Genomic DNA, 21,704 nt, shown 5'->3' with positions numbered 1-21,704 from the left:
CAGGCATGACGATGGAGCAATGGAAGCAACCTTTTTTTAATGAAAATATGCCTGCCTGTGCGTTGAGTGGTGGCAGTTTGAGTTTTTGCCTAGTAGATGAATCAGGCGATGGGCAAGTTTATGGTGGGCTCAAATATGAAGTTTTTGACAGCGCTGGGAAAGGATACAAAGGGCATTTAAACGGAGATGGTGTTGCACGTATACACGGGCAATGCCGTGGTCCTGTCGTGCTGGTTTTCGATGCTGAATATAAGGCAACGGGCTCCTTTTATTCGACATTGCAGGAGCGAGAAAAATATCCATTACCCATTACCGACCTTCAAGTCAGAGCTGAGCAAACGCATTTTTTAAATCCTAATGGCAAACGAGCCGAGCGTAATCGCTCGCGTCATAAAGGCGATCAGTTTTATCAAGTCGAAGTGAGCGACTTGGTTCGTCACATTGCCCACCTACCCCCTGTAGCACCTTCAGCCCATCGCCCCCAACGCCACGCCCTAAAAATGATGGCAGACCTCGGCTTCGGTCCACCCCAGCCAGCCTTGTTCGGGGTCGTGCTCTTCCCCAACAACCACACCGTTCTCGAAGTACGCCCGCTTCGAGCCTTGCGCCCAATGCTTTCCACTCAAGACGATTTCTGTGCCTTGAACCTGTACCAGTTGGCATTGTTTGCATCACTGAGTTATTGCAACTTCGGTCAGGTGCCGCCGGAGAAACCCCAGGATGAAGTGCATTTTCCGCTAGACCCAAGTGTCGGAAATCTATTTGCCGAGCAGCTTTCAGGGCATCAGGAAGCGTGGAGAGTTGATCCGGAGCAAACACAGCGTTTCTATCCACTCTATGAGGAAGTCCCGTACTCCAGGCGCTTCGAAATCCTGCCCTTTGATCCTGCGTTATACCCACAGAATCGCCCGGAACTGGGGGATGAACAGGAACACCCCGCGCGCTTGCATTTCTTCGATGACGAAAAAGGCGGCACTGATACCCAGGCGTTCATCACTCACCACGATGAGGTAATTCTGATAGCGGTGCGAGGCACTGCCAGTTCAGCTGATGGGTTGCGAGATGCCAACGCCCACCAGGTGCTTTTCGCGGAGGGTGTTGGCAAGGCGCATGAAGGGTTTTATCTGGCATACCAAGCGGTGCGTGATTTCGTACTACGCTACCTTGATCAGTTTCACACCGGCCAGCGCATTGTGATTTGTGGCCACAGCCTGGGCGGCGCGATTGCGTTGCTCCTGGCTGAAGGGTTACGTCGAATTCCCGATGCCAATTACAACGTCCTCCTTTACACCTACGGCGCTCCCCGCGCCGCCGACTCCGAGTTCACTCGCGGCGCATCCACGCTGGTCCACCATCGCATCGTCAACCACAACGACCCCGTTCCCAGCGTCCCTGCGCCCTGGATGAATACCACCGCCAAGCTCTGGATCCCTGGCGCCGTCACGCTATTCAGCGCGCCCACCGCAGGTGGTCTTTTGTTCGCAGCCGGCTTGGTACGTATTGGCGGCAACCCTTACCAACATCATGGCGAGCAGCAGCACTTTATGCCGATCATGCTCCCGGATGGCACGCACTCGTCGGTATTGTGGAAGCCTGGTTGTGAGTCCATCGAAGAGGCTGGTCACAGTCGAGCGTTGCAAGTGCGAGGTGACATGCCCGACCGCGAAGGTTTGATCAGGCAACTGGTGCAATACAAACAGCACTTCATGACCGCCAGCTACATCCCTGCTGCCTGGGCGACGTTGCGGCGCTGGCAACAAGCTTTGGATAGCAACGGCCCTCTGGTGACCCAGCGCGAGTTTGAACTGCTCGACCATGCCCTGGCGACCATGCGCAAACAACTGCAAGACAAGCGGCGTGAACTCACCCGACATCGCCCGACCAACGCACGGTCCTATGAATATCACGAGCCCTTGAATGCCGAGATCGACCGCCTGCACACCAGTCGCGAACGCCTGCAAACTCTGCGTTGGCGTCGCCTCGATGCCCGTGATATCTACGGGAGCCACGCCCACTCTGCAGCGCTGCCGCCGAGCCTGAAGCGCTGGTTCCGTCATCGTGAAAACCAGGCACTGCCTCAGGTCGCCAGTATCCCTCCCGCCACGCCAAGCGAGCTGGGGAGGGCGCAATCGCTGGATATCGACTCAGTCGTATGATCCCCGTGCTTACACAAACTCCACCTGCGCGGGCTGGCGCTTCATCAACACCTTGCCGTTGCGAATCGAGTACAGCGGTAGTCCTTGGCTGCGAATCACCTCGTAGTCGCTGTCCGCCGAGAGGATCAACAAATTGGCTGGGCGTCCAGGCTCAAGGCCGTAGCGATCACCCAGGGCCATGGCCTTGGCGCTGTTGTCGGTCACCAGGTCGAGTGCGCTTTGCAGGTTGCGGTAGCCGAGCATGTGGCAGATGTGCAAACCGGCTTCGAGCACCCGCAGGATGTTGCCGTTGCCGAGCGGGTACCAGGGATCGACGATGGAGTCCTGTCCGAAGCACACGTTCATGCCCGCTTCGAGCAGTTCGTTGACCCGCGTGACACCTCGGCGTTTCGGGAAACTGTCGAAGCGGCCTTGCAGGTGGATGCTTTCGGTCGGGCACGAGACGAAGCTGATACCGGAGTGGCCCAGCAGGCGGAACAACTTGGCGCAGTAGGCATTGTCGTAGGAACCCATGGCCGTTGTGTGGCTGGCCGTGACACGGGCACCCATGTCGCGGCTGCGGGCTTCTTCGGCCAGCACTTCGAGGAAGCGCGAATGGGGGTCGTCGGTTTCGTCGCAATGCACGTCCACCAGGCAACCGGTGCGCTCTGCCAGGTCCATCAGGAATTTCACAGAACTCACGCCTTGGTCGCGAGTGTATTCAAAGTGGGGGATGCCGCCGATCACGTCGGCGCCCAGGCGGATGGCTTCTTCCATGAGCTCGCGGCCGTTGCGGTACGACTCGATGCCTTCTTGAGGGAAGGCGACGATTTGCAGGTCGATCAGGTGCGTGCTTTCTTCGCGCACTTGCAGCATGGCCTTGAGCGCCGTGAGGTCGGGGTCGGTCACGTCGACATGGGTGCGTACGTGCTGGATGCCGTGGGCGGCAAGGGACTGGATAGTTTTCTTGGCACGGGTCCTGGTGTCTTCCTCGGTGATGGTGGCTTTGCGTTCTCCCCAGCACTCGATGCCTTCGAACAGGGTGCCGCTCATGTTCCAACGTGGTTCGCCAGCGGTAAGAGTGGCGTCAAGGTGGATATGGGGTTCGACGAAGGGCGGGATTACCAGATTGCCAGCGGCATCCAGGTCGCCAGCCTTCATGACGGGTGGCGTCGCTTGTGGGGTGATGCTGGCGATCCGGCCGTTTTCCAGGTGCAGATCATGCAGGCCTTCACGGTTGCGCAGGCGGGCGTTGATGATGTGCATGGGCAAGTTCCTCTTGGCTAAAAACAATCAGGCAGACAGCCGCCAGATCATCAGGGCAATGCCGATGTCCAGGCGGTCATATGAATTATCCAGCGTCAGCCCGCACAGGGCTTCGATGCGCTGGATGCGGTGGGTCAGGGTATTGCGGTGTACGGCCAGGCGCTGGGCGGCGGCCATCAGGTTACCATTCTCGTGAAACCAGGCTTCCAGGGTCGGCATCAGGCTGGGGCCATGGTGCAGGTCGTGGCGCAGCAACGGGCCGAGGCGCTCATTGAGAAATTGGTCGAGCAGGGCGCGATCACGCACGCCGCTGAGCAACTTGAGCACGCCCAATTCGTCATACACGCACAATCCGGCCCGCTCGCTGAACCGTCGTGCGGCGGCCAGGGCCTGGCGCGCTTCATCCTGTGCTTGAGCCAGGCGCTCGGCCGGATGGCGCGCTGCGCTCAAGCCGATAAATAGCTTGAGGGGTGCCAGGCGCAGGTTCAGGGGCTTCAGCCACTGGGCCAATTGCTGACGGTTGGCCGAGGCCGCGCCAGCATCCGGCGCCGGTAGCAACAGGGTCCATTGTCCGGCCCGCCCGAGTATCGGCAGCGCGGTCGACAACTGACGCAAGCGGCGACTGATTGCATCGTGCTGTCGGGCCAGTTGCGCCTCCACCCACGTCGCGTCGTCTTGGGCGAACAGCAATTCACTGCCTTCCAGTTGCAATTGCACAATTTGCCAATGCCCTGCCAGGGACATGCCCAATTGCACGGCGCGGTGCAGCAGCAGATCCAGGGATTGATAGTCACCGGTCAGCAAGCGCTCCAGCACATCATGGCGTGAGCGCCCCAGCTGTTCGGACTGAATGAGTGCGGAGCCGATGGCCTGGGTCACCAGTACCATTTTCAACGAATAAGGCTGTTCGATCAGTGGCATGCCGGCGGCTTCGGCGGCGTCGAGTAAACGCTGGGGGATCGCCTGGATATATGCCGGCCCGGTAAGAATCACCAATCCGGCGACCTGGCGCTGACACGCTTCGTCCAGCAGTTGCAGCAGGTTGGCTTCATCCCGTGGGTGGTTGATGCCGGTGACGAACACCAGTTCGCCGCCCAATACCCACTCGGCGATCCCGCTGTTTTCCGCCACGTACGGCCAGCGAACGCGGTTATCCAGGCTGGCTTCACCGGCCCGCAGGCGCATGGATTCCAGCCCGGGCAGGGCCAGTACGTCGGCGAGGGTCAGGCTCATGCCTGGGCGTCAGCCAGCGGTACACGCACGCGTAGTACGGCGGTCAGCGCGATGTAGGTCAGCGACGCGGCAGCGATCCCCACCAACGGCGCGACCCAGGGTGAGTTGAATGCCAGCACGGTGCCCACCGCATACGCCACCAGCCCCGGCCAGTTGAACGCCGGCAGACGCGCTTCAGCCAGGCGCGGGTATTGGCCGCGATAGCGGTAGAAGAAGTCCGCCATGATGACGCCACCAATGGGTGGGATCACCGTGCCCAGGAGGATCAGGTAGGGCACCAGCATGTCGTACATGCCGAGCAGCGCCAGCAACGTGCCGATCACCGCACCAGCCAGGGTCACGGTTTTCCGGCGTTTGGTGCGCAGCAGATTGCAGCCGGCCACGGCGAAGTTATAAATGGTGTTGTCCTGAGTGCTCCAAATGTTGAGCAGTAACATGGCCATCGCCGCCATGGCAAAGCCTTGCAGCAGCAATACTTCCACCACGTCCGGTTGCTGATAGACGATGGCGCCATAGGCCCCGATCAACACCATCAGGCCATTGCCGATAAAGAAACCGATCAGGCTGGCCAGCACCGCCACCCTGGCTGAGCGTGAAAACCGCGTCCAGTTGGTGGCCTGGGTCGCGCCACTGACAAAGGTGCCGAACACCAGGGTGATTGCCGTCGACAAGTCCAGTTCAGCGGTCGGCACCACCGCCAGCAACCCGTCCAGCCCGCCGATTTTCACCGTGGCGACCCACATCGACAAAAACAGCAACAGGCCCATGGCCGGCACTGCTATGTAGGACAGAATCTCCAGCCCGCGATAGCCCACGTAGGCCGTGGCGCAGAACACCAGACCGAACAGCACCATCAAGGCCAGCACACTGCCCTGGCTCAGCTCGAAATATTTACCCAGCACCACGGCAGCAGTGGCGGTGCCCCAGGCGTACCAGCCGATTTGGGTGAAGCCGAGGATCAAGTCGCTGAGTTTGCTGCCCACTTCGCCGAAGCAGAATCGCCCCATCAACACCGAGTTCAAACCACTCTTGAAGGCAATGTAGCCCAGGCCTGCGGCGTAAATACCCAGCAGCAGGTTACCCAGGGCCACCACGCCGAGCATGTCGGTGAAGCTGAACGCTACTCCCAGCTTGCCGCCGGCAAACATGGTCGCGGTAAAAAACGTAAAGCCCAACAGCACCATGGCGGTTGACGCCAGGCCCTTGCGCGCATGCATGGGGACTTCGCTTAAAGGGTAATCGTTGCCCGTTTCTTGCTGCGTCATGTGCCTTGCTCCCTGAATGAGTGACGAGGCCTATTGCACCGCGCGTGCCAAATCCGCAGCAGTGATGGGCGCACGGCGGCGGCTGTGCACGGTGCACAGTATTTATAGCCAAACAGGGGAGACGCGCAGAAAAGAATGTTCGCTGTGCCCAGTCGGGCACGAAAGCAGTGCAGGGGTGATACAAAATGGATCAGTCGGACAGCGTGTGTGATCGCTGGGCTTGAGTCCGGCCGTCGGGGCGAGTGCTCCTTACCGTCGGGAAGCGTGGCTGTAAGTGAGGCAGCCACAAAAAAACCACCGCATGGGTGGTTTTTTCACATCGCTGGCTTACTCGCCGCGATAGATACAGCCGCTGGTGCAGGTCTCATGGATGCGAATTGCGCTGAGTTCTGGCAGCAGTGGTTTCAGTTCATTCCAGATCCACTTGGCCAGCACTTCGCTGGTTGGGTTTTCCAGGCCTGGGATGTCATTGAGGTAGTTGTGGTCGAGGCGTTCATAGAGTGGCTTGAAAATCGCCTTGATCTCCGAGAAGTCGCGAATCCAGCCGGTGTGGGGATCCAGGTCGCCGCTCAGGTGAATCGCCACCTTGAACGAATGCCCATGCAGGCGCCCGCATTTGTGGCCATCCGGCACGTGCGGCAGGCGGTGGGCGGATTCGAAGGTAAACTCTTTGAAGATTTCCACAGTATTTTCAGCTCGGTCAGGTATCTGGCAGGCGGCGAGTTTAACAGCTTGATCACGCGCCGCGCATACCGCTGGGTCAAAGCGCCTGCAAGCGCTCGCCCAGGCCTCCGTTATCCGCCAGTTGCAGAAACTCATCCCCCAACCGCTGGCTCTCGCTCATCGCGGTTTGCCAGTACTTATTGCGGCTTTCGTCGACGCCCAAAAAGCGTTTGAAATCGCTGCGGTCCGGCAGTTTGCCGTGGGGCAGGCGGGCCAGGTAGTCCTTTGACGGCGCCAGCAGCAACACGTCCTGCAATCCCTGCTGATTGCTGCGCCGCCATGGCAGCCCTTTGTCGAACCAGCCGGGGATCACCCGATCGGTAAAGTGCGGGTACAGCACGATGTCATCGCCGTGGTAGGGAAGATCAAGGTGGTAGTCCAGCAGGCCGCCGTCGCGGTAGGTGCCAGCGCCTGCGCCGGGCAGGTCGCGCACGCCTTGCATCACCATCGGGATCGAGCCCGACGCCAGAAGTGCCTGGCGCAGGTTGCCTGCATCCAGTTCAAGAAACCGCGATGGGAAATCCTTCAGTGGATGCACCGGTGGCAGTTGGCGCGGGTCATGGATGATCAACCGTTCGAAATGCCGCGACAGCCGCGCGCGGCCGCGCAGGTTGTCGGCGATCACCGTTGACAGGCCCAGACCCAGGCGCCCGCGATGGTCGTCGGCAAGCAAGCCGTGGCTTTTGACCACCATGATATTCAGGCGATAGTCGGGATTGTCCAGTACGCGTGCATCGCGGCCGGCCAGCAGGTCGTCGAGCATGCGCTGGCAGCTCTGGGTGACCTCGGCCATGGTCACGCCTTTGGCAAAACGCTGCTCGTTGTACAAGCGGCCGAGGTCCAGCAGGCCTTGCACCGGGTCGGGCAGGCAGGCGCTGGCAAAGCGCCAGGAACCGATGGATGCGCCTATCAGCGCCCGCTCCCGTGGTGCGCGGGGCAGCCAGTCGCCGAACAGCGCCAAGTCCAGGCCCTGGATGCCCAAAGCCTTGGGGCCGCCAGCCGCACCGGGGAGGATGCCTACGTCGGCAGGCTTAAGGCCTTGTTCGCGGATGCGGGCGAGGGCGCGCGTGCCGGCCTTGAGGGTCAGGGCGGGAAACTTGATGTGAATGGCTGTCATACCGGTCTCTGTTGAAGCGAGCGGGGCAGTATAGGAAATCTCGCGGGTTGTGGGAAAAGGCCTTTCCCGAAATTGCCATGGTGGCAATTCAGTTTCAGTTAAGTTGCGGCATATACCGTGGCTGGCGTAGGACTAACTTCGTGTTATGGAGACTTATCATGAAACGCCTCACTGCTCTGGTCGCCGCCGCTATCATCGCCTCCGCGGCGTCCCAGGCCGGAGCCGTGGACCCCGACAAGCCACTGACCGTGCCCGCCACTGTTACAATTGTCGCCTTTGACCAACTGGAAGCCACGGCCCTGGCCCTGCACCCCGGTTCGACGCTGCTGGACACCGATCTGGACGAGGCGTATGGCAAGTACGTCTACGAGGTTGAGTTGGAAGATCGCCACGGCATTGAATGGGATGTTGAATTGGACGCGCTCACCGGGCAGGTTCTCAAGAATCATCAGGATACGTAATGAAGGTAAATTTACGCGCCGGCAGTCGAGTGGCGTTGGTGCTGGTGGTGTTCTGCTCAGGTTTGCAGGCCCGCGATCTCAACCAGGACGAAGCCCTCGCGCTGCGCCAGCAGGGGGTGATCCTGCCGCTGGAGCAACTGTTGCAGCAGGCCATGGCGCGGTATCCCGGCTCCCGTTTGCTGGAAGCCGAGCTTGAGAAAAAACACGGCCAATATGCCTACGAAGTGGAGTTGGTGACCACCGAAGGTGTGGTACGTGAGATTAAACTCGACGCCACCAACGGTGTACTGATCAAAGACGAGGAAGACTGATGCGCCTGCTCCTGGTGGAAGACAACGTACCCCTGGCCGATGAATTGTTGGCCGGCCTGCAGCGCCAGGGCTATGCCGTCGACTGGCTGGCCGACGGCCGCGACGCTGCTTACCAGGGCCGCAGCGAACCCTACGACCTGATCATCCTCGACCTCGGCCTGCCCGGTTTGCCCGGCCTTGAGGTGCTGGCGCAATGGCGTGCAGCCGCGTTGGCCACTCCGGTGCTCGTTCTTACCGCCCGCGATTCGTGGGCAGAACGGATCGAAGGGCTCAAGGCCGGTGCCGACGACTACCTGAGTAAACCCTTTCACCCCGAAGAACTGCACCTGCGCATCCAGGCGCTGTTGCGCCGTTCCCACGGCCAGGCCAACCAGCCCACCTTGCAGGCCGCCGGGCTGCACCTGGACGAAGGTCGCCAATGCGTACTGCGCGACGGTGACGAGATCCAACTGACCGCCGCCGAATTCCGCCTGTTGCGCTACTTCATGCTGCACCCCGAACAGATCCTGTCGAAAAGCCACCTGGCTGAGCACTTGTATGACGGCGAGACAGAGCGCGATTCCAACGTGCTGGAAGTCCACGTCAATCACCTGCGTCGCAAATTGGGGCGCAGCGTGATCGAAACCCGGCGCGGCCAGGGTTACCGCTTTGGCGCCAGCCCTGCATGAAGTCGATTCAACGCCGCCTCAGCCTGGGGTTGATCAGTGTGATGGTGATCGTCGGCCTGGTGTTGGCGCAAACCAGCCTGTGGTTGTTCGAAGCCGGTTTGCAGCGCTACCTGGAAGCGGGGTTGCGCAACGACGCTGAAAACCTGTTGGTGGCGCTGGTGCGCGGGCCCAACGGCGTACAGTTGGATGAGCAGCGCCTCTCGCCGGCCTATCAGCGGCCGTTTTCCGGGCATTACTTCCGTATCGATTTTGCTGACACCCATTGGCGTTCCCGTTCGCTGTGGGATCAGGAGTTGCCCCGACTGCCCGAAGTGGGGCTCAAGGGCAACCTGCAACTGGGCCCGGAAGGCCAGCAGTTGCTGGTATTGCGCTCGGACTACAAACGCTTTGGCCAATCAATTTCCATCAGCGTGGCTCAGGACTACACACCCGTGCGGGAAAGCTTCCGGCTGATGCGTCAGATCGGTCTGGTGCTGGGGTTGGCGGCGTTGCTGCTGGTATTGATCCTGCAGCGGGTCACCGTACGTCGCGCCTTGCGCCCGCTGGAAACCGCCCGCAACCAGATCGCCCAATTGCAGCAGGGCCAGCGCTCGCAACTCGACACCCAGGTGCCGTTGGAGCTGGAGCCGCTGGTGGCGCAGATCAACCACCTGCTGGCCCACACCGAAGACAGCCTCAAGCGCTCGCGCAATGCCCTCGGCAACCTGGGCCATGCCCTCAAAACCCCGCTGGCGGTGCTGTTGAGCGCTGCGTCGAGCGAGGCGCTCAAGGATCACCCTAAACTGAGCAAACTCTTGCGTGAGCAGTTGGAGCAGGTTCAACAGCGCCTCAACCGTGAGCTCAACCGCGCACGCCTGGCCGGCGAAACCTTGCCGGGCGCCTTGTTCGACTGTGAAAAAGAACTGCCCGGTTTGCTGGCCACCCTGAACATGGTCCACGGCGAGCACTTGGACCTCAGTTACCACGCGGCCCCAGGCTTGCAATTGCCTTGGGACCGGGAAGACCTACTGGAACTGCTCGGCAACCTGCTGGACAACGCCTGCAAATGGGCGGATGCCGATGTGCGGCTGAATATCAGTGAAACCGCCAACAGCTACCTGCTGGTGGTTGAGGATGACGGACCCGGTATCCCCGAAACCCAGCGCGATCAGGTATTCAGCCGTGGCACACGCCTGGATGAGCAGATTGATGGCCATGGTTTGGGGCTGGGGATCGTGCGGGATATCGTCGAGGTGTGGGGCGGGGTGTTGCAGTTGCAGGAAAGCGAGCTGGGCGGGCTCAAGGTGCTGATCGAATTGCCCTGTGGAAGGGGCGGTGCGACGATTCGACCGGCTCCCTCCCACATTTGACCCTCTTCAACCCTCAGACGCGGAACTGGTCCATCAACCCCTGTTGCTGATTCGCCAGGCTGTTCAACGCCTGGCTCACCCGCGCCGATTCATTGGCTTGTTCCGACAACGACTCGGTCACATCGCGAATGGTTGCCACGTTGTTGTTGATCTCCTCGGCCACCGCGCTTTGCTCTTCGGCGGCGCTGGCGATCTGCAGGTTCATGTCGCTGATCACTGTGACCGCATCGCCAATCTGGCGCAGGGCCGTCACGGCTTGGCCGACCTGTTCGACACTGCCCTGCGCCTGGCGATAACTGTTGCCCATGGAACCGACTACATCCTCGGTGCCGCTTTGCAGTTGCTCAATCACCAGGCGGGTTTCTTCCACCGATTCCTGGGTGCGCCGCGCAAGGTTGCGCACTTCATCCGCCACCACCGCAAAGCCACGACCGGCCTCACCGGCGCGGGCGGCTTCGATAGCTGCGTTGAGCGCCAGCAGGTTGGTCTGCTCGGCAATGCCGCGAATCACTTCAAGTACCGAGCCGATTTTCTCGCTATTGGCGGCCAGGCCTTCGACCTGGGCCATGGCCGTGCTCATATCCGCCGCCAGGTGGCCGATGTTGGTGGTGGTTTGGTCGATCACGGTAAGGCCGTCGCGGGTGGCCTGGTCGGCATCGCGTGCGGCTTGCGCGGCCTGGGCCGCGCTGCGGGCGACGTCCTGGGCGGTAGCACTCATTTCGTGGGAGGCGGTAGCCACCTGGTCGACCTGACGGTACTGCTGTTCCATGCCGGCGCTGGTCTGCGTGGCAATCGCGGCGGATTGGTCGGCGGTGCCACGAGCGTCCTGCACCGAGCGTTTCACTTCGGCAATGATCGGCTGCAGCTTGTCGAGGAAACGGTTGAACCAGCCCGCGAGCTGCCCCAATTCATCCTTCTTGTCGTAGGCCAGGCGACGTGTCAGGTCGCCTTCGCCGCTGGCGATGTCCTCGAGCATGTGTGCCACGCCGAGGATCGGTCGCGTCACGCTGCGGGCCATCAGCCATACCAGGATCAGGCCGATCACCGCGGCCAGCAGGCCCAGGCCCAGTTCCAGCAACGTGCCACGCGCGTTGTCGGCATCCAATTGCGCCTTCAGTGCTTCGGCTGGGCCGACCAGGACTTTTTCCGGCACATCCAGCAATACGCCCCACAGTTTGCCGTCGGGGATCGGCGCGAACGGCGCCAGCACCTTGAGTTGAAGGTCGGTGCGCAGGCTGCGGATCTGTGGGCCGCTGGCCAATGCACTGAGCACTTTAGGGCCGCTGACGGTGTCGACTTGATCCAGGCGTTTGCTTAATTGAGTGGCATCCGCACTGTAGCCGGCGAGCAAACCGGTGGAGCTGAGGATGCTCACTTGGGTCTGGCCGTCGTACAGTTTTTTGCTGGCCTGTTGGCTCACGGCCTGGAGGCTGTTGAGGTTGATGTCCACCGACAGCGACGCGATGACTTTGCCGTTGACCATCAGCGGGAACACGATGCTAGTCATCAGCACGTTCTGGCCGTTGATCATATAAAAGTAGGGTTCGATCACGCATGGCTTGAGGGTGGTGCGTGGGCAGGTGAACCAGGCGTTTGCCGGTTCACCGCTGGGGCCGATGCTGGTGTCGGCCATGTCGCTTTCAGGCAGCGCCATCGAGGTGAGTGTGCCCGGAGTCGGCTGAGACCAGTACAGGGCGAAGCGGCCCTTGTTGTTACTGCCCAGCTCCGCCTGATCGGCGAACAACTCGTCCTTGCCGTCCAGCGCGTTGGCTTCAAACACCAGGGACAAACCCAGCAAGTCCGGGTTGGCCTGCAGCGCGGCCTTGACCTGGCGGGTCAGGTCTTCGCGGGTGTCGAAGGCATCGAGGAAGCGCTTTTCGGCCTGTTCGCGCAGGAACAGGACCTGACGGGAAAAACCGTGGCCGTATTGGTAGGCATCCATGAACTGTCGACGAATACCCAGCGCCTGCGCTTCGCCCTGGGCTTCGATGCGTGCCTGGGCGGAGGTGTTGAGCATCTGCATGCTGGACGCCTGAACCTGCTCCGAGCTTTGCGCCATGCGATACAGCGACAAACCCACCAGTAGGGTCACGATCCCTAGCAGGCAAAGACCGGCGAGCAGGGTGATTTTCCACTGAATGGAGAGCTGCCTGAGCGACATCGGGACATCCTTAACCTGAAAGCACATAGAGTCAGTTTATCGGCCGCTGTGAAGGCTTCTTTATTCAAACAATCAATTTAAATCTGAAATCGGTGTCGTTTTTTGACATGTAGCCCTACCTGCTGCAAAGTGCGCGCCCTCTAATAAGACCTCCTTAAAGCCTGCACGCGGGTCGCCAGCCAATGGCCACCTGGGCGCGGGCATGCCTGTTTTTTATGTTTCTGCTTGAGGTAACCATGATTAACGCAGTCATCGCCGCGGTCGGCACCATGCTGGTGCTCAGCCTGTCCCGCGTGCATGTGGTCATCGCCATCATTGTCGGCGCCCTGGTGGGCGGGTTGACCGGTGGCCTGGGCATCGAAGCCACGCTCAAAGCCTTCAACGGCGGTTTGGGCGGCGGCGCGACCGTGGCGTTGTCCTACGCATTGCTCGGCGCTTTCGCGGTGGCGATTGCCAAGTCAGGCCTGGCCCACGCCCTGGCGGACAAGGCGCTGTTGCTGGTCGACCGCCAGGAAGCCAGCGGCGGCAGCCACGTCAAATGGCTGTTGATCGGCCTGCTGTGGGCAGTCGCGATTGCATCGCAGAACATCCTGCCGATCCACATTGCGTTTATCCCGCTGCTGGTGCCGCCACTGTTGTACGTGCTGACTAAGCTGCAACTGGACCGCCGCCTTGTTGCCTGCGTGATGACCTTCGGCCTGATCACCCCCTACATGTTCTTGCCGGTGGGCTTCGGCAACATCTTCCTTAACCAGATCCTGCTGGCCAATGTGGCCAACAGTGGGGTGGACATCAGTCAGGTCAACGTGACCCACGCCATGAGCCTGCCCGCCCTGGGCATGGTGGTTGGCCTGTTGGTGGCGGTGTTTATCAGCTACCGCAAAAAACGTGTGTATGACCTGGAAAAAATCGAGCGGGTCGAGCAAGTGGCCGTTCAGTACAACCCGCTGACCCTGATGGTGGCCGGCGTGGCGATTGCCTCGGCGTTCATCATTCAACTGTGGCTGGACTCGATGATCATCGGCGCTTTGGCCGGCTTCCTCATCTTCTCGGTGTCGGGGATTGTGCGCTGGCGCGACACCGACGACCTGTTCACCGAAGGCATGAAGATGATGGCTATGATCGGCTTCATCATGATTGCGTCCTCAGGCTTTGCCGAGGTGCTCAAGGCCACCGGCGACGTGCGCTCGCTGGTGGAAACCTCGGCGGCGTTCATCGGCCACAGCCGTGGGGTCGGTGCGTTGTTGATGTTGCTGGTGGGCCTGTTGGTGACCATGGGCATCGGCTCGTCGTTTTCCACGGTGCCGATCCTTGCCGCGATTTTTGTGCCGCTGTGTGTGCAGTTGGGCTTCAGCCCGATGGCCATCGTGTGCATCGTCGGTACGGCGGGGGCGCTGGGCGACGCCGGTTCACCGGCGTCGGACTCGACACTCGGCCCGACCTCCGGCCTGAATATCGACGGCCAGCATCACCATATCTGGGACACCGTGGTGCCGACGTTCCTGCACTACAACATCCCGTTGCTGGCATTTGGCTGGTTTGCGGCGATGACGCTCTGATCTACAGATTCATTGACGTTGGTCGATAACCTCTCAAGTCGCCTAATAAGAGAGAAAAGCCATGCGTCTGAATTTGAAGGCCAAAGTACTGTCCCTCGCGATCGTGCCGGTGCTGCTGTTTGCCGTGGTGATCAGCCTGACCACCGTATGGATCCTCCAGGGGCAGGCGCGCAACGAGGTGGATGAAACCCGCCAGCGCCTGCTCAACGACGCCAAGGCCACTCTGCAAAGTTATGTAGAAGTGGCCATGACCACCATCAAGCCGCTTTACGACGCTGCCGCACCTGGCGACACAGCGGCGCGCGCCGAGGTGGTCAAGCTGCTGTCCAACACCCGCTACGGCAAGGACGGTTACTTCTTCGGCTACGACTCCGAGACCATCCGCCTGTTCAAGGGCAACAGCCCCGACGGCGTGGGCAAGAGTTTCAAGGACAACCGTGACCCCAACGGCGTCTACGTCAACCGCGACTTGGTCAAGGTCGGTAAGGACGGCAGCCACTACCTGCAATACAGCTCCACCCAACCCGGCCAGACCGAACTGGTGCCCAAGCTCGGCTACACCGAATACCTGCCCAAGTGGGACATGGTCATCGGTACCTCGGTGAACCTGGACGGCATCGAAGCCCAGGTGGCAGTGGTCGAGGCCAAGGTAGAAAAGCGCATGGAAGGCGTGTTGCTGAGCATCCTTGGCGTGGCCGCGGTAGTGCTGTTGGTGATTGCCGCCGTGGGCATGCTGCTGGCCAATACCATCCTGCGTCCGCTGCACCTGATGAAAGCCAACCTTGATGACATCGCGGCCGGTGAAGGCGACTTGACCCGCCGCCTGGCCATCACCAGTCAGGATGAGTTGGGCGAGCTGGCCGGCGCGTTTAACCGGTTTGTCGACAAGATCCACGGCCTGGTGCGCCAGATCACCGAAATGACCGCGCAACTGACCGGGCTGGTGAGCCAGGTGTCCGACCAGGCCCAGCGCTCGGAGCAGGCCATGGAACGCCAGCGCCACGAGACCGACCAGGTGGCCACCGCGATCAACCAGATGTCCTCGGCTGCGCAAGAAGTGGCGCGCAGTGCCCAGGGCGCCTCCGTGGCGGCGCAACAGACCGACGCCGAAGGCCAGGCCGCCAAGCGGGTGGTGGACGGTAGCATCGCGCAGATCCATGCATTGGTGAGCGATATCCGCAGCAGCGGCGTATCCCTCGACAGCCTGCAGCAGGATGTGGCGTCGATTGTCAGCGTATTGAGCGTAATCCGTTCGATTGCCGAGCAGACCAACCTGTTGGCCCTGAACGCGGCGATTGAAGCCGCGCGGGCAGGGGAGGCCGGCCGTGGTTTTGCGGTGGTCGCCGACGAAGTACGTGCCCTCGCCAGTCGCACCCAGACCAGCACCCAGGAAATCCAGGGCATGATTGACCGCCTGCAAAAAGGCACGGTCGCCGCCGTGGACGCGATGCGCCGCTCCAGCGATGCCGGTGACGGCACTTCGGCCCAGGCCAATCAGGCTGGCGCATCCCTGGACACCATGGCCCAGTTGATCGGCACCATTAATTCAATGAACGCACAAATCGCCAGCGCCGCCGAAGAACAGACCGCTGTGGCCGAAGAGATCAACCGCAGCGTGCACCAGATTGCCGTGGCGGTGGACAGCGTGGCAGACGAAACCCAATTGGGCGCCCAGACCTCTCGCAGCCTGGCGGATCTGGGGCATCGTTTGGGGCAATTGGTCGGGCAGTTCCGGATTTAAACGTCGCGCATCAGCAAGCCGAAGCGCAAGTCCATCTGGGCCGGGAGCGGCACATACACTGTGTGTCCGTCCCCCGGCGCGACCTCGATGGCTTCGCCCTTGGCGTTGCGCAAGTCGGCCAGGTCAAAGTGGAAATTGCCGGCGGGGGTCATCAGCTCCAGGTGATTACCCACGGCAAAGCGGTTTTTAACCTTGACCTCGGCCAGGTCGCCCCGGCGCTCGCCGGTCAACTCGCCCACAAACTGCTGGCGCTCGGATACTGAGCTGCCGTTCTGGTAGTTCTGGTATTCATCGTGCACATGGCGGCGCAGAAAACCCTCGGTGTAGCCGCGTTGGGCCAGGGACTCCAGATTGGTCATCAAGCCACGATCAAACGCGCGACCGGCCACTGCATCATCAATGGCCTGGCGATACACCTGGGTGGTGCGTGCGCAGTAGAAGTGGGACTTGGTGCGGCCTTCGATTTTCAGCGAATGCACACCCATGTGAGTCAGGCGTTCTACGTGCTGCACCGCGCGCAGGTCCTTGGCGTTCATGATGTAGGTGCCGTGTTCGTCTTCGAAGGCGGGCATCTGCTCATCGGGACGGTTGGCCTCCTGCAACAGGAACACCTGATCAGTCGGTGCGCCCATCCCGAGGGTCGGCTGATACTCCTGGACGATATCCCCCGTGGCGTTCTCCACCGCCGGTGTGGCCTGGTATTTCCAGCGACAGGCATTGGTGCAACTGCCTTGATTGGCGTCGCGCTTGTTCATGTAGCCCGAGAGCAGGCAGCGCCCGGAATAGGCCATGCACAGGGCACCGTGTACAAACACCTCCAGCTCCATGGCCGGCACCTGCTGGCGGATTTCTTCAATCTCTTCCAGTGACAGTTCCCGCGACAGGATCACTCGGCAAATCCCTTGCTGCTGCCAGAACTCCACGCTGGCCCAGTTCACCGTATTGGCCTGCACTGACAAGTGAATCGGCATCATCGGAAAATGCCGACGTACCAGCATGATCAGGCCAGGGTCAGACATGATCAGTGCGTCCGGGCCCATGGCGATGACCGGGGCCAAGTCCTTGAGGAAGGTTTTGAGTTTGGCGTTGTGCGGCGCGATGTTGACCACCACGTAAAAGCGCTTGCCCTGTGCATGAGCCTCGTCAATGCCGAGGGCCAGGTTGGCGTGGTCGAATTCGTTGTTGCGCACGCGCAGGCTGTAGCGCGGCTGGCCGGCGTACACCGCATCGGCGCCGTAGGCGAAGGCGTAGCGCATGTTTTTCAGGGTGCCGGCGGGGGCGAGCAGTTCGGGGGCGATGATAGGAGGCATGGGCTTGGGTCGCAAAAAGGCGCGAGGGTAGTTGAAGCGGCGCAAGGCTTTATTGATCTGGGTCTACGCTTACCTCAACAAAGATGGCACTCCCAGGAGTTGCGGGGGACTAAGCACCGGGACGCATACGCGCGCCCTGCTTTTTTGACATGGATCGAACATGAATCAAACCAACCTGCAATTCAAAACCCTGTTGCTGCTGCTGGTCCTGGTGACCATCGCCTTTATCTGGATATTGCTGCCGTTCTACGGTGCGGTGTTTTGGGCCGTGATCCTCGGCATCATCTTTGCCCCCATGCAGCGCCGCCTGCAGCAGCGGTTCGGCTGGAACCGCAACCTTACATCCCTGAGTACCTTAATGGTGTGCCTGGTGATCGCGATCCTGCCGGTGATCATCACCAGCGCCTTGCTCGTGCAAGAGGGCGCGACGCTCTACAAAAACATCGAGAGTGGCAAGCTCGACGTGGCCGGTTATATCGAGCAGTTCAAGCACTTCCTGCCGCCTTACTTCCAGCACCTGCTGGACCGCTTTGGCATGGGTAACCTTGAGGGGCTGCGTGAGAATATCGTTAAGAGCGCGATGCAGGGCAGCCAGTTCTTCGCGTCCCAGGCGTTCAGCTTTGGGCAGGGAACGTTTGATTTCCTGGTGAGTTTTTTCATCATGCTGTATCTGCTGTTTTTCCTGCTGCGCGACGGTCCGGAACTGGTGCGCAAAGTGCGTACGGCAGTGCCGCTGGCCGAGCCGCAGAAGCGCCGGTTGCAGCTGAAGTTCAATCGGGTGGTGCGTGCCACGGTCAAGGGCAACGTGTTGGTGGCCGTGACTCAAGGGGCACTGGGTGGTTTGATTTTCTGGTTCCTGGACATTCCCAGTGCGTTGCTCTGGGCGGTATTGATGGCGTTTCTGTCGTTGCTGCCAGCGGTGGGCGCGGGGATTGTGTGGGGGCCTGTGGCCGCCTACTTCCTGCTGAGCGGTTCGATTTGGCAGGGCATCGTGTTGAGCTTGTTTGGCGTGTTTGTGATTGGGCTGGTGGACAACGTGCTGCGCCCGATCCTGGTGGGCAAAGACACCAGGATGCCGGACTACCTGATCCTGATCTCGACGCTGGGCGGCTTATCGGTGTTTGGCCTCAACGGGTTTGTGATCGGGCCGCTGGTGGCGGCGCTGTTCATGTCCAGTTGGGCGCTGTTTGTCGAAAGTAAGCCTCGGGTCAAGCTGCCATTGCCATAAGTCTCAGGCGTGGAGCCGGAAATTCGAGGCGTTTTGCAGTTGTTTTTCGGCGGCGGACAGGGACGTGAGTGGTCCGCTGATGGTTTCGCCGTCGCGTACCAGGTACCAGCAGGCAAGCAAACCCAGCTCCCGAAGAGGGGCGGGGACGGCGCTGCCGATGACAGACATGATTTGAACAGTTGGCATAAGGGGCCTCCAATCGCTATGGGGGTCACCTTAAGGGGCCTGGCGGCTTAAGAAAAATCACCTGGCTCAATAGTCGACATCAACAAGAGACGTCAGTCGACCACCTGATCGAGCATGCTCACCACTTCCTGCTCATTGAGCAGACCTTTGCGCACAAGGTTTTCCGCCAGCAACGCCAGGAATTTTGCGGTGCGGTGGCCTTCCAGGTGCTTGAGTTCCGTGAGGGCGCTGTAAACCTTGCTGGACGTACAGAGGCCAGCGGTGCGGTGCGGGTTTTGTGTGGGCATGGTCTGTCGTCCTTGTTGTTATTGGGTGGACTGCATCGATAGTGGGAGTGTGTCGTGACACAAACATGACAGCGTGAGCCCCGGTCGGGCAAGTAGACTTTCGAACTGAATAGTGCGCGATTGTCGCTTGGCCATTGTCCTCAGAGCGACCTTGGCGCGATAAATCCGGTCGTTGTGTACAAAAAAGGCCTCGCTTGTTGGGCGAGGCCTGTTTCGAACATGAAGATAAGGGCTTACCAGCCGTGACGGTAGTAGCCGTGGGGAGGGCCGTAATAACCACGCGGTGGGCCGTAATAGACGGGAGCCGGGCGGTAATACACCTCTTGCTGCACGTACACAGGTGGAGGCGGTGCGTAGTAGACCGGTGGCGGCGCGGCATACACCGGCTGCGGTTGCACGTACACCGGCTGCTGCACATAGACCTCACGGGGTTGGCTGGCAACCACGGAGCCCACCACGGCGGCGCCGACCAGTGCACCCAAGACGGCCGGGCCACCCCATCCACCACCGTGGGCGGAGGCTTGGCCGGCCATAGCGAGTGCACCTACCAGCAAGGCGATCTTGGGGAGTTTACGAATCATGGTCATTCCTCGGTTGGCCCCTGCGCTTGTGGTCTGCAGTCAATAGACTCAAGTAATGTCGCGGGGATACTTTTAAGACAACGTATTTCTGAAAAACAGCACGGCCGCTAGGTAAAGGTTGTGTAAGGTCTGTACCGATTTGCTTACTCAAAGGAGTTATCCATGCAGATGCACCCCAACAAGGACACCCAGCTGTGCATGTCATTGTCGGCCCGCCCCGGGAATTTTGGCCTGCGTTTTCATAACCACCTGTACGAACAGTTGGGTCTGAATTTCTACTATAAGGCGTTCAGCAGCCAGGATTTATCGGGAGCGATAGGCGGTATCCGGGCGTTGGGCATTCGTGGTTGCGGGGTGTCGATGCCGTTCAAGGAGGCCGCTATTGCCTTGGTGGACGAACTCGACGATTCGGTTCAGGCCATCGCCTCCCTCAACACCATCGTCAATACCGGCGGGCATCTGAAGGCTTACAACACGGATTACATCGCCATCGAGCAATTGCTGAAAAAGCACGATGTGCCCAAAGACTCCACGTTCGCCCTGCGCGGCAGCGGCGGTATGGCCAAGGCCGTGGCCAGCGCCTTGCGTGACGGCGGTTATGCCAATGGCGTAATCGTGGCGCGCAATGAAGCAACGGGCAAGGCGCTGGCGCAGAGCCTGGGGTATGAGTGGCTGGCTGAACTGGGCGACCTGCGCCCGCAGATGCTGGTCAACGTGACACCGATTGGCATGACCGGCGGCGCCGAGGCAGATGCGTTGGCGTTTGAAGCGGATGCGGTTGATAACGCCGAGACGGTGTTCGACGTGGTGGCGATTCCCGCCGAAACGCCGTTGATCGTGCGTGGACGGGCCCAAGGTAAGCGCGTCATTACTGGGCTGGAAGTGATTGCAATCCAGGCGCTGGAACAGTTTGTGCTCTACACGGGCGTGCGGCCGACCCCGGAACAGTTCGAAAAAGCCGTGGCTTTTGCCCGGAGCTGAAGATCGCTGGTAATCAACTGTGGGAGGGGGCTTGCTCCCGATAGCGCTGAGTCAGTACAAGCTGTTCCAACTGAAGCACCGCCATCGGGAGCAAGCCCCCTCCCACATGTTGATCTTCAGGGAGGCAGTTACTTAGCTTTATCTCTACGCATTCACGGTCAACATATTGCCGGACTGGAATCCACTCAACTGTGGGAGGGGGCTTGCTCCCGATAGCGCTGAGTTAGTACAAGCTGTTCCAGCTGAACCACCGCCATCGGGAGCAAGCCCCCTCCCACATGTTGATCTTCAGGGGGGCAGTTACTTAGCTTTAACTTTACGCATTCACGATCAACACATTGCCGGACTGGAATCCACTCAACTGTGGGAGGGGGCTTGCTCCCGATAGCAGTGTGTCAGTCAAATCTGTTCCAACTGAACCGCCCCCTCCCACAGTTTTTACCGAGTTATGCCTGTTCCAGCTGTGCGAGGCGCTCTTCCAGCGCTGCGATCCGCGCTTCCAGCTCTTCAATACGCTCCACAGACACTCCAGCCCCGCGCTCCACAGGATTCCCTCGCGCCGCGATGATTACCTCGATATCCGCCGGATCCCCAAGCGCATGGGTATACCGATCTTCCCGCTGCCCCGCCTGACGCGGCACCAGCAGCGCCAACCCGCGTGCAATCAGGCGTTCCAGTTGGTGCACCACCTGCTCGGCATCTTCGAAATCATGCATGCGTCCGCTGCGGGTCAGTAGTTCATTGACGGTCTGCGGGCCACGTAAAAACAGCAGCCCGATCAGGATCACCTGCGCCGGTACCAGCTCCAGTGCCTTGTCCACACGGTGTTCCCAACGGTCTGCGCGGCTGCCCATCACCAGGCGGGTGAAGCCTTGGCCTTCCAGTACGCGCAGGCTTTGCCCGACCTGGCCCTGGCTGAGGTTTGTCACTGGTTCACGGCTGGTCTTCTGGTTGCAGGCCAGCACCAGGGCGTTGAGGGTCAGGGGGTAGGTCTCCGGGTTGGTGGCCTGTTTTTCGATCAGGCAGCCCAGAATGCGGATTTCCGTGCTGTTCAGGCGCGGCTCAGGGGTGTCGGTGTCGTGCTCGGCGGTCATCGCGCGTTCCCTATGCAGTGAAGGCCACTAGCGTAATCCTGAAAAAAT

Annotated in this window: 19 protein-coding genes and 3 pseudogenes; 10 read left to right on the top strand and 12 right to left on the bottom strand. The window is 60.5% G+C overall.

The genetic code is table 11. From position 1 onward, the window contains the following. Positions 1 to 5: 5 nt before the first annotated feature. Positions 6 to 2,156, top strand: coding sequence for a lipase family protein (locus BW43_RS15050; protein WP_032886714.1), 2,151 nt, complete (start codon positions 6 to 8; stop codon positions 2,154 to 2,156). 9 nt (positions 2,157 to 2,165) lie between these two features. On the opposite strand, the gene codA is transcribed toward BW43_RS15050, so the two are convergent. The 5 genes from codA to BW43_RS15075 all read right to left on the bottom strand — a co-directional run bounded on the left by codA (position 2,166) and on the right by BW43_RS15075 (position 7,739). Next, positions 2,166 to 3,401: a cytosine deaminase gene (gene codA, locus BW43_RS15055; RefSeq protein ID WP_032886712.1), complete on the bottom strand. Its 1,236-nt coding sequence runs from the start codon at positions 3,399 to 3,401 to the stop codon at positions 2,166 to 2,168. 27 nt (positions 3,402 to 3,428) lie between these two features. Continuing rightward, positions 3,429 to 4,634: a PucR family transcriptional regulator ligand-binding domain-containing protein gene (locus BW43_RS15060; RefSeq protein WP_032886710.1), complete on the bottom strand. Its 1,206-nt coding sequence runs from the start codon at positions 4,632 to 4,634 to the stop codon at positions 3,429 to 3,431. Further along, complete coding sequence (gene codB, locus BW43_RS15065) at positions 4,631 to 5,899, bottom strand: cytosine permease (protein ID WP_032886708.1); 1,269 nt, start codon at positions 5,897 to 5,899, stop codon at positions 4,631 to 4,633. The genes BW43_RS15060 and codB overlap by 4 nt, the downstream gene beginning before the upstream one ends. Before the next feature lie 327 nt (positions 5,900 to 6,226). Then, positions 6,227 to 6,583: a 6-carboxytetrahydropterin synthase QueD gene (queD, locus tag BW43_RS15070; protein ID WP_003173033.1), complete on the bottom strand. Its 357-nt coding sequence runs from the start codon at positions 6,581 to 6,583 to the stop codon at positions 6,227 to 6,229. A gap of 76 nt (positions 6,584 to 6,659) precedes the next feature. Beyond that, complete coding sequence (locus BW43_RS15075) at positions 6,660 to 7,739, bottom strand: hypothetical protein (RefSeq protein ID WP_032886706.1); 1,080 nt, start codon at positions 7,737 to 7,739, stop codon at positions 6,660 to 6,662. Positions 7,740 to 7,897: 158 nt separating this feature from the next. Here BW43_RS15075 and BW43_RS15080 point away from each other — a divergent pair, with 158 nt between their 5' ends. The 4 genes from BW43_RS15080 to BW43_RS15095 are packed head-to-tail and all read left to right on the top strand — an operon-like array spanning position 7,898 to position 10,528. Further along, positions 7,898 to 8,200: a PepSY domain-containing protein gene (locus BW43_RS15080; protein ID WP_032886703.1), complete on the top strand. Its 303-nt coding sequence runs from the start codon at positions 7,898 to 7,900 to the stop codon at positions 8,198 to 8,200. Further along, on the top strand, positions 8,200 to 8,511 hold the full coding sequence (locus BW43_RS15085; protein ID WP_032886701.1) for a PepSY domain-containing protein: 312 nt from the start codon (positions 8,200 to 8,202) through the stop codon (positions 8,509 to 8,511). Before BW43_RS15080 ends, BW43_RS15085 begins: the two co-directional genes overlap by 1 nt. Beyond that, positions 8,511 to 9,179, top strand: a complete 669-nt coding sequence (locus BW43_RS15090; RefSeq protein WP_032886699.1) for a response regulator transcription factor — start codon at positions 8,511 to 8,513, stop codon at positions 9,177 to 9,179. Before BW43_RS15085 ends, BW43_RS15090 begins: the two co-directional genes overlap by 1 nt. Next, entirely contained in the window at positions 9,176 to 10,528 is a 1,353-nt protein-coding gene (locus tag BW43_RS15095) for a sensor histidine kinase (protein WP_032886697.1), read from the top strand. Before BW43_RS15090 ends, BW43_RS15095 begins: the two co-directional genes overlap by 4 nt. A gap of 13 nt (positions 10,529 to 10,541) precedes the next feature. Here the strand turns inward: BW43_RS15095 and BW43_RS29590 are convergent. Then, a pseudogene (locus BW43_RS29590) lies at positions 10,542 to 11,054 on the bottom strand (methyl-accepting chemotaxis protein); the annotation flags it as partial. A gap of 345 nt (positions 11,055 to 11,399) precedes the next feature. After that, positions 11,400 to 12,470, bottom strand: a pseudogene (locus tag BW43_RS29585) (HAMP domain-containing protein); the annotation flags it as partial. Between the two features lie 458 nt (positions 12,471 to 12,928). Here BW43_RS29585 and BW43_RS15105 point away from each other — a divergent pair. From BW43_RS15105 to BW43_RS29575, 3 genes and pseudogenes are all read left to right on the top strand, one after another. Further along, positions 12,929 to 14,248 carry a Na+/H+ antiporter family protein gene (locus BW43_RS15105; RefSeq protein WP_164444902.1) on the top strand — a complete coding sequence of 440 codons (1,320 nt, stop codon included), beginning with the start codon at positions 12,929 to 12,931 and terminating at the stop codon, positions 14,246 to 14,248. A gap of 61 nt (positions 14,249 to 14,309) precedes the next feature. Then, a pseudogene (locus BW43_RS29580) lies at positions 14,310 to 15,131 on the top strand (cache domain-containing protein); the annotation flags it as partial. A 36-nt stretch (positions 15,132 to 15,167) separates the two neighbouring features. After that, positions 15,168 to 15,989, top strand: coding sequence for a methyl-accepting chemotaxis protein (locus BW43_RS29575; RefSeq protein WP_371260722.1), 822 nt, complete (start codon positions 15,168 to 15,170; stop codon positions 15,987 to 15,989). On the opposite strand, the gene yegQ is transcribed toward BW43_RS29575, so the two are convergent. Then, positions 15,986 to 17,299 carry a tRNA 5-hydroxyuridine modification protein YegQ gene (gene yegQ, locus BW43_RS15115; RefSeq protein WP_032886692.1) on the bottom strand — a complete coding sequence of 438 codons (1,314 nt, stop codon included), beginning with the start codon at positions 17,297 to 17,299 and terminating at the stop codon, positions 15,986 to 15,988. The two genes, BW43_RS29575 and yegQ, sit on opposite strands and share 4 nt — an antisense overlap. A gap of 160 nt (positions 17,300 to 17,459) precedes the next feature. Here yegQ and BW43_RS15120 point away from each other — a divergent pair, with 160 nt between their 5' ends. Continuing rightward, positions 17,460 to 18,527, top strand: a complete 1,068-nt coding sequence (locus BW43_RS15120; RefSeq protein WP_032886690.1) for an AI-2E family transporter — start codon at positions 17,460 to 17,462, stop codon at positions 18,525 to 18,527. Between the two features lie 3 nt (positions 18,528 to 18,530). Here the strand turns inward: BW43_RS15120 and BW43_RS15125 are convergent, their stop codons facing one another. From BW43_RS15125 to BW43_RS15135, 3 genes are all read right to left on the bottom strand, one after another. Next, positions 18,531 to 18,713: a hypothetical protein gene (locus tag BW43_RS15125; RefSeq protein WP_032886689.1), complete on the bottom strand. Its 183-nt coding sequence runs from the start codon at positions 18,711 to 18,713 to the stop codon at positions 18,531 to 18,533. 92 nt (positions 18,714 to 18,805) lie between these two features. Continuing rightward, positions 18,806 to 19,000: a hypothetical protein gene (locus tag BW43_RS15130; RefSeq protein ID WP_032886687.1), complete on the bottom strand. Its 195-nt coding sequence runs from the start codon at positions 18,998 to 19,000 to the stop codon at positions 18,806 to 18,808. A gap of 233 nt (positions 19,001 to 19,233) precedes the next feature. After that, positions 19,234 to 19,587 carry a hypothetical protein gene (locus BW43_RS15135; protein ID WP_032886686.1) on the bottom strand — a complete coding sequence of 118 codons (354 nt, stop codon included), beginning with the start codon at positions 19,585 to 19,587 and terminating at the stop codon, positions 19,234 to 19,236. Positions 19,588 to 19,743: 156 nt separating this feature from the next. On the opposite strand from BW43_RS15135, the gene BW43_RS15140 reads away from it, so the two are divergent. After that, complete coding sequence (locus BW43_RS15140) at positions 19,744 to 20,562, top strand: shikimate 5-dehydrogenase (RefSeq protein WP_032886683.1); 819 nt, start codon at positions 19,744 to 19,746, stop codon at positions 20,560 to 20,562. A 446-nt stretch (positions 20,563 to 21,008) separates the two neighbouring features. Here BW43_RS15140 and BW43_RS15145 read toward each other — a convergent pair whose 3' ends face one another. Beyond that, positions 21,009 to 21,656, bottom strand: a complete 648-nt coding sequence (locus BW43_RS15145; RefSeq protein ID WP_032886681.1) for a YceH family protein — start codon at positions 21,654 to 21,656, stop codon at positions 21,009 to 21,011. Positions 21,657 to 21,704: the final 48 nt, after the last annotated feature.

Source organism: Pseudomonas sp. RIT357, assembly GCF_000632245.1.
In the GTDB taxonomy this organism is placed as follows: domain Bacteria; phylum Pseudomonadota; class Gammaproteobacteria; order Pseudomonadales; family Pseudomonadaceae; genus Aquipseudomonas; species Aquipseudomonas sivasensis.
The sequence above is the reverse complement of the archived record's forward strand: the minus strand, read 5'-3'. Positions and strand labels throughout refer to the sequence as shown.

What these genes read in the sequence shown, in the direction of transcription:
- BW43_RS15050 (WP_032886714.1), top strand. Translation starts at nt 6, where the DNA reads ATGACGATGGAGCAATGGAAGCAACCTTTTTTTAATGAAAATATGCCT.
- codA (WP_032886712.1), bottom strand. Translation starts at nt 3,401, where the DNA reads ATGCACATCATCAACGCCCGCCTGCGCAACCGTGAAGGCCTGCATGAT.
- BW43_RS15060 (WP_032886710.1), bottom strand. Translation starts at nt 4,634, where the DNA reads ATGAGCCTGACCCTCGCCGACGTACTGGCCCTGCCCGGGCTGGAATCC.
- codB (WP_032886708.1), bottom strand. Translation starts at nt 5,899, where the DNA reads ATGACGCAGCAAGAAACGGGCAACGATTACCCTTTAAGCGAAGTCCCC.
- BW43_RS15075 (WP_032886706.1), bottom strand. Translation starts at nt 7,739, where the DNA reads ATGACAGCCATTCACATCAAGTTTCCCGCCCTGACCCTCAAGGCCGGC.
- BW43_RS15080 (WP_032886703.1), top strand. Translation starts at nt 7,898, where the DNA reads ATGAAACGCCTCACTGCTCTGGTCGCCGCCGCTATCATCGCCTCCGCG.
- BW43_RS15085 (WP_032886701.1), top strand. Translation starts at nt 8,200, where the DNA reads ATGAAGGTAAATTTACGCGCCGGCAGTCGAGTGGCGTTGGTGCTGGTG.
- BW43_RS15090 (WP_032886699.1), top strand. Translation starts at nt 8,511, where the DNA reads ATGCGCCTGCTCCTGGTGGAAGACAACGTACCCCTGGCCGATGAATTG.
- BW43_RS15095 (WP_032886697.1), top strand. Translation starts at nt 9,176, where the DNA reads ATGAAGTCGATTCAACGCCGCCTCAGCCTGGGGTTGATCAGTGTGATG.
- BW43_RS29575 (WP_371260722.1), top strand. Translation starts at nt 15,168, where the DNA reads ATGACCGCGCAACTGACCGGGCTGGTGAGCCAGGTGTCCGACCAGGCC.
- yegQ (WP_032886692.1), bottom strand. Translation starts at nt 17,299, where the DNA reads ATGCCTCCTATCATCGCCCCCGAACTGCTCGCCCCCGCCGGCACCCTG.
- BW43_RS15120 (WP_032886690.1), top strand. Translation starts at nt 17,460, where the DNA reads ATGAATCAAACCAACCTGCAATTCAAAACCCTGTTGCTGCTGCTGGTC.
- BW43_RS15125 (WP_032886689.1), bottom strand. Translation starts at nt 18,713, where the DNA reads ATGCCAACTGTTCAAATCATGTCTGTCATCGGCAGCGCCGTCCCCGCC.
- BW43_RS15130 (WP_032886687.1), bottom strand. Translation starts at nt 19,000, where the DNA reads ATGCCCACACAAAACCCGCACCGCACCGCTGGCCTCTGTACGTCCAGC.
- BW43_RS15135 (WP_032886686.1), bottom strand. Translation starts at nt 19,587, where the DNA reads ATGACCATGATTCGTAAACTCCCCAAGATCGCCTTGCTGGTAGGTGCA.
- BW43_RS15140 (WP_032886683.1), top strand. Translation starts at nt 19,744, where the DNA reads ATGCAGATGCACCCCAACAAGGACACCCAGCTGTGCATGTCATTGTCG.
- BW43_RS15145 (WP_032886681.1), bottom strand. Translation starts at nt 21,656, where the DNA reads ATGACCGCCGAGCACGACACCGACACCCCTGAGCCGCGCCTGAACAGC.